At 60.3% G+C, this 13811-nt stretch carries 16 protein-coding genes; 10 read left to right on the forward strand and 6 right to left on the reverse strand.

Annotation, left to right across the window (positions count from 1 at the left end; genetic code table 11):
* Nucleotides 1-189 precede the first annotated feature (189 nt).
* On the forward strand, nt 190-1074 hold the full coding sequence (locus MF270_RS23330; protein ID WP_009574264.1) for a DUF1403 family protein: 885 nt from the start codon (nt 190-192) through the stop codon (nt 1072-1074).
* A gap of 2 nt (nt 1075-1076) precedes the next feature.
* Nucleotides 1077-1700, forward strand: a complete 624-nt coding sequence (gene scpB, locus MF270_RS23335) for an SMC-Scp complex subunit ScpB (RefSeq protein WP_009574263.1) — start codon at nt 1077-1079, stop codon at nt 1698-1700.
* Nucleotides 1701-1760: 60 nt separating this feature from the next.
* Here the strand turns inward: scpB and MF270_RS23340 are convergent, their stop codons facing one another.
* Genes MF270_RS23340 through MF270_RS23350 form a run of 3 tightly spaced genes read right to left on the reverse strand, consistent with a single transcriptional unit; the run spans nt 1761 to nt 4499 of the window.
* A complete protein-coding gene (locus tag MF270_RS23340; protein ID WP_306418463.1) occupies nt 1761-2204 on the reverse strand; it encodes a ubiquitination-like system serine protease family protein in 444 nt (147 codons plus the stop codon).
* Complete coding sequence (locus MF270_RS23345; protein ID WP_009574262.1) at nt 2173-3585, reverse strand: ThiF family adenylyltransferase; 1413 nt, start codon at nt 3583-3585, stop codon at nt 2173-2175. Before MF270_RS23345 ends, MF270_RS23340 begins: the two co-directional genes overlap by 32 nt.
* Entirely contained in the window at nt 3582-4499 is a 918-nt protein-coding gene (locus MF270_RS23350; RefSeq protein WP_009574261.1) for a multiubiquitin domain-containing protein, read from the reverse strand. The genes MF270_RS23345 and MF270_RS23350 overlap by 4 nt, the downstream gene beginning before the upstream one ends.
* Before the next feature lie 157 nt (nt 4500-4656).
* On the opposite strand from MF270_RS23350, the gene MF270_RS23355 reads away from it, so the two are divergent.
* The 4 genes from MF270_RS23355 to MF270_RS23370 are packed head-to-tail and all read left to right on the forward strand — an operon-like array spanning nt 4657 to nt 6922.
* Nucleotides 4657-4866 (forward strand): hypothetical protein, encoded by a 210-nt coding sequence (locus MF270_RS23355; RefSeq protein ID WP_009574260.1) that lies wholly within the window; start codon nt 4657-4659, stop codon nt 4864-4866.
* Nucleotides 4863-5501, forward strand: coding sequence for a GNAT family protein (locus MF270_RS23360; protein ID WP_009574259.1), 639 nt, complete (start codon nt 4863-4865; stop codon nt 5499-5501). Before MF270_RS23355 ends, MF270_RS23360 begins: the two co-directional genes overlap by 4 nt.
* Nucleotides 5498-5977 carry a helix-turn-helix domain-containing protein gene (locus tag MF270_RS23365; RefSeq protein WP_009574258.1) on the forward strand — a complete coding sequence of 160 codons (480 nt, stop codon included), beginning with the start codon at nt 5498-5500 and terminating at the stop codon, nt 5975-5977. The genes MF270_RS23360 and MF270_RS23365 overlap by 4 nt, the downstream gene beginning before the upstream one ends.
* A gap of 18 nt (nt 5978-5995) precedes the next feature.
* Nucleotides 5996-6922, forward strand: a complete 927-nt coding sequence (locus tag MF270_RS23370; protein ID WP_009574257.1) for an ImmA/IrrE family metallo-endopeptidase — start codon at nt 5996-5998, stop codon at nt 6920-6922.
* Between the two features lie 103 nt (nt 6923-7025).
* Here MF270_RS23370 and MF270_RS23375 read toward each other — a convergent pair whose 3' ends face one another.
* The 3 genes from MF270_RS23375 to MF270_RS23385 are packed head-to-tail and all read right to left on the reverse strand — an operon-like array spanning nt 7026 to nt 9185.
* Nucleotides 7026-7214, reverse strand: coding sequence for a hypothetical protein (locus MF270_RS23375; RefSeq protein ID WP_238368175.1), 189 nt, complete (start codon nt 7212-7214; stop codon nt 7026-7028).
* A 15-nt stretch (nt 7215-7229) separates the two neighbouring features.
* Nucleotides 7230-8438 (reverse strand): XRE family transcriptional regulator, encoded by a 1209-nt coding sequence (locus MF270_RS23380; protein WP_009574255.1) that lies wholly within the window; start codon nt 8436-8438, stop codon nt 7230-7232.
* Between the two features lie 30 nt (nt 8439-8468).
* Nucleotides 8469-9185, reverse strand: a complete 717-nt coding sequence (locus MF270_RS23385; protein WP_009574254.1) for a hypothetical protein — start codon at nt 9183-9185, stop codon at nt 8469-8471.
* Between the two features lie 500 nt (nt 9186-9685).
* Between MF270_RS23385 and MF270_RS23390 the strand changes: the two genes are divergently transcribed.
* From MF270_RS23390 to MF270_RS23405, 4 genes are all read left to right on the forward strand, one after another.
* Nucleotides 9686-10024, forward strand: coding sequence for a DUF736 family protein (locus MF270_RS23390; RefSeq protein WP_238368176.1), 339 nt, complete (start codon nt 9686-9688; stop codon nt 10022-10024).
* Between the two features lie 649 nt (nt 10025-10673).
* A complete protein-coding gene (locus MF270_RS23395; protein WP_232616948.1) occupies nt 10674-10850 on the forward strand; it encodes a hypothetical protein in 177 nt (58 codons plus the stop codon).
* A 412-nt stretch (nt 10851-11262) separates the two neighbouring features.
* On the forward strand, nt 11263-11883 hold the full coding sequence (locus tag MF270_RS23400) for a helix-turn-helix domain-containing protein (RefSeq protein WP_040403070.1): 621 nt from the start codon (nt 11263-11265) through the stop codon (nt 11881-11883).
* Nucleotides 11876-13798: a relaxase/mobilization nuclease domain-containing protein gene (locus MF270_RS23405; protein ID WP_009574083.1), complete on the forward strand. Its 1923-nt coding sequence runs from the start codon at nt 11876-11878 to the stop codon at nt 13796-13798. Before MF270_RS23400 ends, MF270_RS23405 begins: the two co-directional genes overlap by 8 nt.
* Nucleotides 13799-13811 lie beyond the last annotated feature (13 nt).

Here is a 13811-nt window from a genome sequence, read left to right on the forward strand (position 1 = left end):
ACGAGCTCGGCGACAGGGCCGATTTCGGGCGAGTCCAGTGATGAAACATGAGCTGAAGACCATGTTTCCGAGCATATCATTTTTACGTCCGGTAATGCAAACTTATTGGACATAAATAGCATCGGCAAAGAGAGGCGGTTTATGTGCTATTTTCTGGCAAAAAGCGCCGTCGTGATGTAGGCTTCGGGCATGACTTTTGCCCGGCTAGATCACATCAGCGACCTCGACACGTTACCCCGGATGCCTGCCTGGGTCACCTCCACGCGTGCTGAAACCCTTGAAGATGTTGCGTTTTTGTTGGGCGCGACGCTGAACCACCTGCATCTTGTGTTGGGACACACGGAGGTGCCCCACGCCTTGTTGCGGGACCGCTTGGCACTGCGCGCAGCGGAGGTTTGTGTCGCGTTCTCTGGCCGCCCGGAGCGGGCAGCGGAGTTGCGCGACGCTGTACACCTTTTGCGCCCCGGAGACCTTCCGGGGCCAGCAGGGGAAACATACCTGTCGTGGCGGCGTGCGGTGGAGCGGCCGGTGTCGATCAGGGTACTGTCTCGGGCCATAGGCGGGTTGGGTACAGGACAAATCGCGGACTGGCTGGATGCAGGGCAGGGCGCGCCGGTGGCCCGAGCCGCCAGGGTGTTGGAAACTGTTTTGACGGACAGGTCGCGCGCGGAGACGTCAGCACTGATCCTCGCCGATGCCGCTTTGGCACAGGCGCTTGGCTGGGAGACGCTGCTGCCTCTCATGGTGATCGGTTTGAAACGCGCCGATTTACGCAAGCGCAGGGACGATTTGCGCATGGCCTGTTATCGCGCGGTGACGGCTTCGGCTATGGAAGTCGTAAGTGTGGCGGTCGACCTGTCCCGGCGCGCGGCACACTTGAACACAGTCGCGCCAAAGCTGCGCGCCAAGGGGGCGGGAAAAGCGGTTGAGATGTTCCTGACCCACGATGCCGTGGCGCCTTCATCTTTGCCCTTGCCGGATCGCGCCGCGCGGCGGCTCTGCGACCGGCTGGTCGATCTTGGCGCGATCCGTGAACTGACCGGTCGCGACACCTTCCGGCTTTATGGGGTGTAGGGATGGCCAAGGATCGCCCCGCAGCCCAACTTGATCGCGAGTTGCCCGACTTGCCGCCTGAGCTGCGCTGGCGGGAATGGATGCGCCGGATCGAGGCGGTGCTCTTTGCCTCAGCTTCGCCGGTACCGCGCGACGATCTGGCGCGCGTGGTGGGGCAGGGGGCGTCGGTCGACCTGCTGGTTGAGGACCTCGCCGCCGATCTGGAGGGGCGGGCCTTCGAGATCGCCCAGGTCGCTGGCGGCTGGATGTTCCGCACGCGCGCCACCTACGCCCCCGCGATCCGCGCGGCGGCAGATGTCGGCGACCAACTGCTGGACTTGAGTGAATTCGACGTCGCGGTGCTGGCGGCCATCGCCTACCATCAGCCGATTACGCGCGACGGGCTCAAAGACATCTTCGGCAAGGAGATCAGCCGCGACCTGATCGGGCGGCTGCATGCCCGTGGCCTGATCGGGACCGGGCCAAGGTCGCCTCGGCGTGGGGCGCCTTATACATTTGTGACGACCGAGCAGTTCCTTGTCGCGTTCGGGTTGGAGAGCCTGCGCGATCTTCCCGATCGGGAGCAGCTGGTGGATGCCGGTGTAATGGGTGTTCCAGATCAGGTAGTGTGTTCCCAGCAAGCCTAAAGTTGAACAACGTGTGCGAGATGAGCCATCCAGCGGCTTTTGCTCTGACCACCAGCAATTCTATCTTGCTTTTATGGCCGCTTCCATCTCTCGGCTTCGATTTGGGTGCGACTTAATTTTCGGACTGTCCGCGCACCATTGTACCTGCCCTTGACGAACCCAAAAGTGGCAATGGCACTGGTTAGTTTGCCGGATCGATGGCTCCACAGTCGGCCGACCGAGCCAGTCAAGCCGCACCGACCAACGCGGGCGCCGACTTCTACTCAGCGACAGCTGGATCTTCTGGCCGCAGCCGCCCGGGCACTGGAAGCAAGCCCATTTTTCGATGCTGCCGTCTCGGACGACAACCAATGCATCTGCCGTTAGGGCAGTGGTCTCGGGATGCGTGGCCTGCACCCGGCCGACTAGGTCGACGCGGGGGATAAACCGGCACCAGGTCAGAAAGCGTCGTGCAATGTTACCAAACATCTTCTCAACCCACCCTATCCATGAAAGGGTCGACATCACCCCGGCCCCAGTAACCCTGATCGACACACAGGATGCACCCGGGATTTTGCTTTGCCCCCTGCAATCGATCAATCCCGAGATCAAAACGCCGAATGCGCTGCGCCGCCCAGCCGCCATCGCCTCGATAACCGGTCAAACCCTGCAGCAGCTCGTTGACGGCCATAGTCGCTGTTTCCGTCGTGAACGTGACGACCGCTGGTGCTGGATTGCCGCCGCCGCGCACATAAGCTTCACGTTTCTGACGCTCATACTCCGCCGGCGCGGCACGACGCAGTTCTTCCGCCGCCGCCCGATGTGGGTGTGCGATACCGCGGCACAGCAGGCAAGGTGTGCCAGGGCGCAAGACCGTCGCCCGGCCAATCATGTTCCCAACTTGACCGTCTTCACCACGCGGTGTGAGTGCGAGTCCCAGATCAATGACCGGGCGCAGGTAAAAATATGCGAACCTACTTAGAAACAGTCGGCCTGCGTGATCATCAGTGCACCCAAAGATGATGTCGCAGGAGAGCAAGGCATCGCGTGCCTCATCTGCATCCGCCCAGTGCGGGATCACAACCGGGCGGACACCAAGACCAAGACCCGCCAGTTCTCGCGCGACGACTTCGACCTTAAGCCGCATGCCATCGGCATCGTCCCGTCGAGCTCCATGCAAGCGGTTCAGATTGCTCACTTCAACAATGTCTTCGTCGAAAAGGGCAATCTGGCCGACGCCGAGCCGGGCCAACAGCATCGCAACCGCACTACCCGTGCCGCCACAGCCCACGACACCGATTTTCAGCCGGGCCAGCAGAAGATTCAGTGAAGGTCCGAAGGCAAGCGCTTGCCGCTCGAAGGCTTCTCCGGAAAACCCGCTCAGCCCATTCAGAACACGAAGCCGTGCACCAACGGCTATGACAGCATCGCTGTCGATCGGCTGGGTGTCGTCGATCCACAGACGTGCTGCGTAATCACAGATATCACCATCAATCAGCAGCAGGCTTGCTAACATGACGCCGGCACCATTCCGGTTCCGCGCCAGTCGATACAGTTCCCGTTCGTTTTTTTCGTCCTGTGTGGAGAATTCGGGATACCCGCCCGGGTGGCTATGGGCGATGCCGACGATCAGGCCTTCTGCTTTTGCCACACGACACAGGTCAAGAAACGATTTCGTTGACCAAGTGACATGCTTGTCGCTGGCCGAAATCAGATCCTCGTCCGGAACTGGGATCACGCGGTAGGACGTCAGTCGCAAACGGGATTGGCGATCCCAAGGGTCCATCGCGACACGGCTCACTCCATAAAGCACGTAGGCTGCGGCTTCATGGCCATCGGGGCGGTGCAGGAGCGCCCGAAGCTCGGCTTCGTGACGTTCCTGCAAGGTGAAATCGAGGCGGCTCATGCCGCAATCTCCAGCGCCGTCTCAACCCGCTTAAGCATGGTCCAGATACCATCGGTGCCGGGACGCCAGTCGCTGTTGTGCCGCGACCAACGCTGCCAGCGCTGCCCATTGAAGATCAGCGGCTGGTCGGCTTGACGCGGGTAGCGGCTCGAAAGGGCCAGTGTCAGCCAGGGCTGCGCATAGAACATGTCCGGCGCAGCATCCGGATAGCCCCGCGGCAGCAGGATCAGGATGTCGGCCTGTGCCACCTGATATTTGCCGTCCGGTAGGCAATAGCCTCGCAGGATTACACCGGTCTGCGCTCCTTCGCGGTATTCGACGAAAGTCAGGCCGCGTCCTTCGAGGTATCGGCGATCACGCATAGGCAGGATGGGGGCTTCCGCGCCTTCGGTCGAGGTAGTCGCCCCGGTGAAGAACCTCTCCAGACCTTTTCCGTCCAACCTGACGAGCTCGTTGTCGTCGATCGGACGGTCCTCAGCGCCACGGATTTCCATCCAGACACCGTAGTCCGGTTTGTCGGCGGCACCTGCCAGCTGCTTCAGGACCCGGCCGCTGATTACGCAGGCGCCCCATTCCTTCACCTGACCATCCAGTTCGATGCGGTAGGATTCCGCACTCTTGAACACGATGAAGCGCTCAACCCCTGCCGTGCGCAGATCGACCGTCTCATCGAGCGTCAACTCTTTCAAATCGCCATTGCGAAGCAACTGGAACACCAAGTGCTCCTCCGCGGGACGCGCCGAGACGAGGTCCAGAAGTTGCCTCCCGGTCGGCACCGGATCGTCGATCCGGTATCCGTCAAAGGTGAGGTCTCCATTGCCGACCTGCACCCGGTACGGCCCCTGGGGGCGTGGGTTCCGTCCAGCAGCGACGCAAGCCGCCACGTCTTCAAGTTCAATCGTTTCCAGCGCCATGGCCAGTCTCCTTTTCTGTGCTCGCCGAACCAGACCGGCCTCATTTGGTGGATATAGTAGCCAAAGAATGGCCAGTCAATGGCTAACTGTAGGCTATTTTTAAGTTGACAATTGCTTCAAGTATGGCTATGTCTCACGTGTCTTGGAGGATAAGGAAATGAGCAAGCGAACGATGACGCTCAATCTCACAGATGCGGAGATGGGCGTTTTGGAAGGCCTTTGCGCCAAAAAGGATCTCAGCAAGATCGGCGTGATAAGGCAGGCCCTGCGTCTGTATCAGATGGTCGATGTCCGGCTCGAGCGCGGCGACAAGCTGTTCTTCGAAGACGACAAGACCAAGGATAAGTCGGAAGTCATGATGCTATGACCGCCTACCAGGTCCATTTGTTCGATGCCGCCGCTGGTGCGATGGTCGAGGCCGATCTGCATGACGAGATTGCCGAGAAACAGCTGATCGACTGGCAGTTCCAGTGGCGTCCGGCCGTCCAGGCCTACATGAAGCGTCTGGTGGACAACGGTATCGGTCCCGCCGACACCGCTTGGCCCCAAAGTTGGCACTGGGACTGGCGCGGCAAGATGAATGAGGTTCGTGGGCTGCTCGGCCATACTGGGTATAGTGTCGTCTGCCGCGATGTGACCCAAGGCATGATGCGGCTAGATCTCGCCTCCCGCCGTGCTCGCTTGGACTCTCAGGCCGGACAGGATCTGGTCTATGTCGACTATCTCGAAGTCGCGCCCTGGAACTGGCGCGAACCTTATGCCGACGCGCCGATTTATCGACTGGTCGGCCCTGTGCTGATGCACGCCGCCATTACCCGCAGTGTCGACGAAGGCTTCAAAGGCCGCGTCGGCCTGCATTCCCTGCCGCAAGCAATCCCGTTCTATGAGCGCTGCGGCTTCACTAACCTCGGCACCCGGCCCGACGAGTATGAGGGCAAGTTGCCGTATTTCGAGTCCACACCGGGCGCCGCCGAGGCATACCTAAAAGGAGAGCTAAAATGACTTACGGTATCTCCGCAGAATGGTCCAAAAAAATGCTCGCATTCGACGAGCATGTTACCCCTGGAGCTGGAGCTCTTGCCACGCGCCCACATGTTGACCCTGATGCGGTATCTCTGCGTGTTGAAGAAACCCGACTGGTATTCGGCCACTTTATCAATGTCGCGCGCAGACAGCGGCGCCTGACAATCGAAAAGCTCGCCGACGACGCGGACATCGAGGTCGGCGAGCTGCTGAGTATCGAACAGGACCCTCATTACGAACCCGATCTCCGGACCGTATGGGGGTTGTCGAACGCGCTTGATCTGCCGCAGCCAAAGCTGATGGAACTGGCTGGCCTTGCGGTCCCAAAAGAAGGCCATTGGCTGGAAGAAGTCACACGATACGCCGCCAGGTCCGCTCCGATCAAGGATGTGACACCAGACGAACAAGCCTTTCATGACGCTGTTGTTGCAGCGCTGACGATGAAAGCGACGTAACAGAGCGAGACGGGTCCCATGGCCAAAAACTACATTCTTCGCCGGCGGACTCAGGAACGTATCGACGAACGCGTTGAGCGGCTGCTGAACAGACTGGGCAATCCAGAGCCGCCGCTCAAACTTGAGCATGTCCGGGATGCACTCGACCTTGATCGGGCATACTTCCAAAAAGACGATCCATCGCTGATGGACGATGTCATCAGCATGTTGCGCGTCGCCGGGAAGCAGGTCTTGCGGCGACCAACTCTCTTCATAGATGCCGTCAAGAAATTCGATCTGCGCGCCTTCTACCTTCCGGATGAGAAACGGATCCTAATGGACAAGGATCTGCACAAGCTGAAATTCCGTTGGATTGAAGCACATGAAGTAGGTCACAGCCTCTTGCCCTGGCACGAAGGGGCCATGCTCGGCGACGACAAGCAAACGCTCCGGCCCAACTGCCATGAACAGATGGAAGCCGAGGCGAACTTCGCTGCTGCGCGTCTTCTATTCTTGCGCGATAGGTTCGCCATCGAAGCACGGGACTATGCGCCAAGTTTGGAGGCGGTGAAGGCACTCCAGCCCCGCTTTGACAACACACTCACCACGACGTTCTGGCGTTGTGTCGAAATCTGGGGCGCCTCGACGCCTATCATCGGTCTGGTCACCGGACACCCGCATCCAATCAAACGCGAAGCGGACTTCGACCCTAAAGAACCCTGTTCACACTTTGTGCAGTCGCCTGCGTTTGCAAGCGGCTTCAAAGGTTGCGATGAGATTGACGTCTTCAATATGGTTGTGGATTATTGTTCGGCGGCCAGGGGTGGTCGACTGGGGGGTGCCGATATCGTACTCCATGATGACAACGGCGATCCACATGTCTTCACCTTTGAAACCGTGAAATGGGGATATGCGCTAACCCTCGGCGTTTACCGAGGTCCGCACCGATCAGTGATCGCAATCTAGCATATTCTAAGAGCCGTCTGACAATGCCTGCCAAGCTCTCTGAAATGCTTGCGCTTCAAGGGTTGGCGCTGCTTGTCAATGACGGCCAATTGCTGCTGCGAGATCATGCTTCATAGTAATTGTCCTCATCAAAAGGGCATTCACCCCGAAGCATGACCGCTCCGCGTTTCACCGAATTTTCTTCGGTGCCGAACACCTCCACAGAGTGCCGGCACCGGGTACAAGTGATGATGAGACCCGGAACCGCGCCATAGTCACCATCCAGTTCCTCTTCTGAGACATCGATTTTCACTCGCATGTGCCAACCCTATTGCGATTCACGCCGGGAGAATGGGATCACCGACCCTCCTGCAGGTGCACCTGTCTCACGCGAAGCGTCCGTCTTGAGAGCCAATGACACCACGTCGCCTGTTTTCTTGCTGAACCAACCAGACGGAAGGCCGACGAGGTTCTCAATATCGCCTGGATGCATCGTGAACTCGACCGAAAGCAGGTCGTCCTTACTGCGGGTGCCGGAATCCACGATCAGGCAAAGAGCGTCATGCAACATACGTGGCTTTGGAACAGCCCACTCCTTGTCCATCGGCTCTTGTCGGTTCCAGCCTTTGGCGGAATAGGTCTTATAGAACTGCGTGGCATGATCCTGCGGGATGATTTCTAGATCCACCAACCGCTTGATCTGGGCCTTCACAGAAACGCGCCAACGTTCTTTCAGGGACAGCAACCCTGCAAGGGAGTAGTTCGGGACCTCCGGCACATAAGTCGTCTGCGGCATAAGAAACGCGCTTGCGAAACGGAATGCCTGGCGCTCGATCTCTGGAAGATCATCGCGCAATGCTTTTGCGCTGACATTCCGGTGCAGCACTGCATGACCCAGTTCATGAGCGGCGTCCATCTGACGACGGGGGAGATTCATCTTGTCTGATGCGAGCAAGATGTGAGGACGGTCCTCGGACTTGGACCAGCTGCAGACGCCGTCGAGTTTGGACGTTCCCATTTCGATGGAGCCGACGACACAGCCGATCTTTTCAAGGACCGCTACGACATTTGTGCAAGGGCCTTCGCCCAATTGCCAGTGGGACCGCAGTTCGCCGGCGATGTCCTCGATGTCTTCGTCCCGAAGCTGACTGTAGCTGGAGCCACCCAGAACGTCTGGAATGTCGAGTTCGGGGAAATCAACATAATGCTGCAAGACGTGGCTGATCTCATGTAGCCAGCTCACCTGAGAAGTTTGATACTCGCGGTCGCGCTTCAGCGTGCTGACCAGTTTTCGATAGAACATCGGTCGCGGGCTATCGAAGACCGGACGGAGAAAAAACTCTCGCCGGACCCGCAGGGCCTTCGCCAATTCTGCCAGAGCATCAGCTTCCGGCGCCTGTTTGCCGGTTTCCCAACGGGAAACCGAACTAGGGCTGACTCCCAGCATCAAGGCCAACTCTTTCATGCTTTGAACGCGCCGGGCGGCGCGCGCCTCAACGAGACGTTCCGGCACGAAGCCGGGTGTTCCCACTCGCATTTTTCCCTCCTCTGGTGCCGGTGGCACCCTTTACGCTTTGCCATCCTGTTCGTCATCCACAGATGGAGCCTCGGGGGGAACAAAAAGCTTCATCGTGCGCTTCAGGCGGACAGCACCGCTGGCAGGCAATGCGGGAGGAGTCGAAAACGGCGAGCTGGGTTCCGACACATCCCCGTCATCCGCGAGGTACTGGTCGATCCGTTCGTAGAAAAGGTATTGCTCATAATCGGAGTCAATGAGCCCGATGGCCAACTCCTTAATCTTGCCGGCTTGTTCAGGGTCGCGAGCGAAGAGAAACAAAATGCAGATGTCCCCGATCTGAGGGGCAGTACCATCAAAATCGAAGTGAGGAGACAGCTTGTAGTTCAGTGTCACACCGGCCTTCCGCGACTTGTTCTTGACCGGAAGCTTGCTGGGTTCCGGCATTGCCGCGAGGCCAAGGATGAAGCCTTGCCCTTCATGCTCGAAACGCATGAACGGTTGGAAAACCTTGAAGTCCGAACCGGGGATAATGCCGCCGTCGAGCAGTGCGCCGCCATGAAGTTCACAGACCTCCTGAAACCCCTTTTCCATCATGTGGAAACGCGACATTCCCTCAAGGCGCCGTGCACGACGTGTATCCAGACCAGAGTGATCCTGAATCATTCGATGAGCTTTAAGGGCTTCTCCGCGCAGGCGGTCCTCAAGATCAATGATCAGGCCGCGATAGATCGCGACCGGGAAACGGGTTTTGACAAAATCCCCCATGACTGCTCCGATTCTTTGGGGTTGCGTTTTGCGGGAAATGTGGCTCAAAAATTGCGTTAAGTCAATTGCGAGCAGCCGGCTTTGTTCATCTTATCGTCCTGGACATCCCGAGCTAGTGCCTCGCTTTGACCAAGTGCCGACCGGTCCAAGGCTGGCCGAGTGGCCTAGGACTGGATCCTCTCGAGGTTCATCCTGAAGACGAGGCCGGCGATAGGTTATTGTTTCACATGCCACTGCCGCATCTCCCTCGGCTGTTCCCCTACCTTCCTTCGTGGCCACCGCACTTCTCCCTTTGTCTGAGTTGCATGACATGCTGGTCGCAGCTGTCGTCCCGTCCACAAAGGTTGTCGCCGATCCTTTTCCCCTGTCCCTGCGGGCCATTCCGCGCGGAACAAAAAGACCGGCGCCTGCCCCTCTCCGCTGCGCTTCGCCTTCGGTGTGGCCGGGCCTTGGCCAGCTGCAAGGTGACCATCATTGCAACGCAAACAAGGAGAAGAGCAATGACCACGAACTGCATCAAATTCACCAGCGCCGACATCGAAACCGCCAAGGGCGTCGGCTCCATCTCGACCCTGACCTTCGACCTCGACATCACGGTCGAACCTGTCGCAAGCGCGAACCCGATGGCCCCGACGCATCGCGTCCTCGGTCGCTCCCCGCGCGGCAAGCTGGTCGAGTGCGGCGGCATCTGGAAGAAGCAGAACAAAGAGACCGGCGCGGACTACTACACGCTGACCATCCGCGACCACTGCTTCAACGCCAACCTCGGCAAGGCCGCGAACCAGGTCGATCTGTCCCTGCAGGCCGTCATCCCCTGGGGTCCCAAAGACGCCGCCTAAGCCACGGGCCAGACCGCTCCGGCGGTCTGGCTCTTTCTCGTTCCGGGGGAACTTGTCCTCGACTGGTGCACTATTGGTGTCCGAAGGATGCGGTATATTTCGGACGCGGACGCCGACGCGGATAGTCAGACTGGATAGTCAGACCGGATAGGTCGCCGACGCGGCTTCGATCTTTCTGTTCAGTGACAGCGCGGATCGCAGGAACCCCAGGCGGAACCGAATGTCAGCATAGAAAACTGGGAGCCTACTGTGCGAGGTAAGCGCACCCCTTCTCTCAGTCGAGCAACCCGTGCCTGGGTCGTCTTGGCGAAGCTCCCTGGGGCGGCGAACTCGCCCTGCGCCGCAGGCAACGAAATCGCAAATCATCGTCATGCATCCCGGGGCAACGTCTCACGTGAGGATCACCGCCGCGCGCCTTTCCGTCGACCTGTTGGCCTTTCAGATCGCTAGCCCGGGGTCGAGCGGTCTGCAACGCCGGGGGCAGGTTTCTGGACGGCTGACGCCTTGAGCGCTGCCGAGGCATCGCTCACAACAAACCTGCCCCCGGCGTGCTCCATTTCATTCCGCCCCGTGCCGGGTGCAGCCCGCTCTCATGCCCCCGGTCTTTTCCACGATCCGTCCAACGACGATCAACGGAAAGGATCACACCATGACACTCGAACAATCCATCGACCTCGCCGAACTGCAAGCCGACATGGCCTTCGAGGACTACCTCGCCGCCTTCGACGAAGACGCCCATCCCGAGACCCTCGACAGCCTCGAGACCGAGGCGCTGATCGCCCGCAGCCGCTACGACGACCTGCGTTCTCTGGGACTGGGTCACTGACCCAGATACCCCTGCGGGTCTTCGGATCCGCAGGGGTCTGACGTCGACTCTCAGAAGCATCGTGACGCTCGCAGACGGTGCGACCCGCGCCATCCAGCGCGGGCCATTTTCGTGTTCCTGGCGCCCGATCCGTGACCGGCTCGAGCGTTTGGTTTGCCTGTCGTCGTGTGCGTCATGAACACAAGTTTCGGAAGCTTTTTCGACCTGGTTGTCCTGCATCGATGAGGGCGGGACCCGTACCATGTCGCGCCGCGCCGCGGGGTCTTGATGGCGTCTATTTCCAGCAAAAAGACACACTATGCAAAACGTAATATTGCGCAATGTGATGTATTGAAGTATAAGCGAAGGGGAGAAGGATGACGTTGGCAGGATATGGCCAATGTTTGCACATTTTGTCCGAGGGGTCTGACCCGTGCCGAGGCCAGCGAAAAACCTGAAGCTAGAAGAGCGCATCGAAGTGGCGCGGCGCTTCACGGCGGGCGAGAGCGCGAAGGAGCTGGCGGCGGCGTTCGGTATCTCTCCGCGCCACGTGAACCGGCTCGCGAAAGAGGAGGCGGGGGAGGGCATCGCGGTGCGCGACCCGAGCGAAACGGTCGCCTTCCGGGCCAGTCAGTCTGAGCTTGCTGTGTTCGATGCCGAGTGGTGCGAACGGGGTTTTGCCAACCGATCCCAGGCGCTCAATGCGGTGCTGCGCGGGCGGTGCGGTTTCCTCGATGTGCCCCGTGATCTGGTCTCGGAATTCTGCGCCGCATGGCGTCAGGCGAAGGACGTGAGCGACGCAGGATTGGTGCTCGCCAAGGCGGTGCATCGCGGTCGGCTGGAGGTTTCGGAGGCGGACCGCGCGGTGCTGATCGAACTCCTTGATCTGGCGCAGTCCATGAGCCGTGAGATGGGCCGGATGAAGGATGCGGCGCAGGCGCTGCGTGCTCAGGAGTGGCCGAAAAAGGAAGAAGGGCAGGGGACAGAGAGCGCGGTTCTGGAGGACGGCTCGCGCACGATCGAACGCGGATTGAGGCTCATCAGGAATGGCTGATCCGCTCGCCCTTTACGTCTCGGTCATGGGGCGGCTCTGGGAGGATGAGCGCATCCGGGGCCAGGCCGCGGCGCGGATCGACGCGCGGCTGGCGGGGCGTCGGCAGGGTCGCAGTTTCGCACGCGTCGGATCCCTGTCGGCGCGTAACGCGCTGAAGGCGGCCTCGGGTCAGAGCCGCGCGGCGGTCTTCAAACGGATCCGGGCAGGGGGCTGCAAGACGCGGGTGTCCCTCGGGGCGCAGATCTCCTACATCAACGACAAGGCGGTCTACACCTATTCGACGATGACCAATGCGCTGACCGACGCGGCGGTGCTTTCTGAAGAGCAGAAAGAGGACATCATCGAGGATTGGGCCGGCACCTGGCGCGGCTCGACCAAGCTCGGGTTCACCTCGCACATGCTGCTGTCGTTCCCGACCGACGTAACGGTCGATCAGGTGCGCGACATCGCCATGGACTGGACGGATCATTTCTTCGAGAGCGGCGAATACGGCGATCAATGGGACTATGTTCTCGCGGTCCATGATGACCGGGCGCACAAGCATGCGCACATCATCCTGAACAATCGCGGCCTCGAAAACGGCACCTGGTTCTCCTGCTGGGCTGAGGGTGTGATGTCGCCGCAGCTCATGCGCGAGAAGCAGGCCGAGATCGCTGAAGGCTATGGCGTCATGCTCGACGCCACCACACGGCTCGAGCGCGGTATTTTTGAGAAGCCCGCCGGGATCGAGGAGATCTACCGCGCCAAGGAAGAGGCTCGCCTGCCGCGCGAGATCGTCATGACCGCCAAGGAATCCGCCATCGCGCAGGCGCAGGTGGTGGGCTTCGCCAAGGACTACAAGAACCTCGCCGACCTGCTGGACCGGATGGACCAGCGCCACATGGCGCGCGCCGTGCGCGTCATGGCGGACGGGCTCGGTTCCGGCACGCCGTGGAACTTCACCGAAAGGACGATAGATATGAAGGACATCAAGACCGTCGGTGATGCGATCGACTATTCCGAGCGCACGATCGAGGCGCTGAGGCTCAAGGCCGAGGAACTGGACCCGGCCGAACGCGCCGCCTTCGAGGCCAAGGCCGCACCAATCATCGCGGACCTTTCGCAGATGGTTCCAGACCCAGAGCTACGGGCGCGGTTTGGCAAGCAGCTCGAGGAACCGTATCCGCCGGGGGCGGGCAGCGAGGTGCTGATCGCCGCGCTGCGGTCCGGCAATGACGAGGGCTTGCGCGATGTGCTCGAGCGCGCCGAAGAGGTGGGCATGGACACCGAGGAGCTGGTGGCCCGGATCGCGGCGGGCGGAACGCGGAACTACGGCATGGCACAGGACTGGGTCGAGCGCGACATGAACGCGGTGCTGGCGAAGGACGGCCTGAGCGTCGAGACCGCGAGTGACGACCAACTCGACGCCGCGCTCGAAAAAGTCGATGGCGTGATGGACGCGCTGATGGAACGGGCGAAGGAGATGGGTGTCGAGATCGGTCGGACTCTCGCGGACGAGGAAGAGGCGACACTGCCCCTCATCGATGAGGACGACCGGACGCCCAATTCCTACCTGCAGGACCTCGCCGACATGCTGCGGGACGGCAAGCTCACCGAGGAACAGGAAGAGACCGTCGAGCGGACCCTGCAGTCCGAGCTCTTCAAGGAGTTGGGCGAGGAGGGCTTGGCCGAGCTTCGTCGCGGCAACTACGAGGTTCTGGATGCGGTCCTGCCGAGCAAGCTCGACCAGATCACGGTCACGCAGGAATTCCTTGAGATGACCTTCGAGGAGACAGGCGACCAGATCTTCACCGACCGCGCCGCCGGGTTGCAGCAGGACAAGGCGACCGAGGTGGCGCGGCTGCGCGGCCAGCAGGAAGAGCTGGGGCGCGACCTTGGCCGCGACCGCGGTCTCGATGACGAGATGGAATTCTGAAGGGGATGACCAC

This window comes from Mesobacterium pallidum (assembly GCF_019966535.1).
Taxonomy (GTDB): domain Bacteria; phylum Pseudomonadota; class Alphaproteobacteria; order Rhodobacterales; family Rhodobacteraceae; genus Mesobacterium; species Mesobacterium pallidum.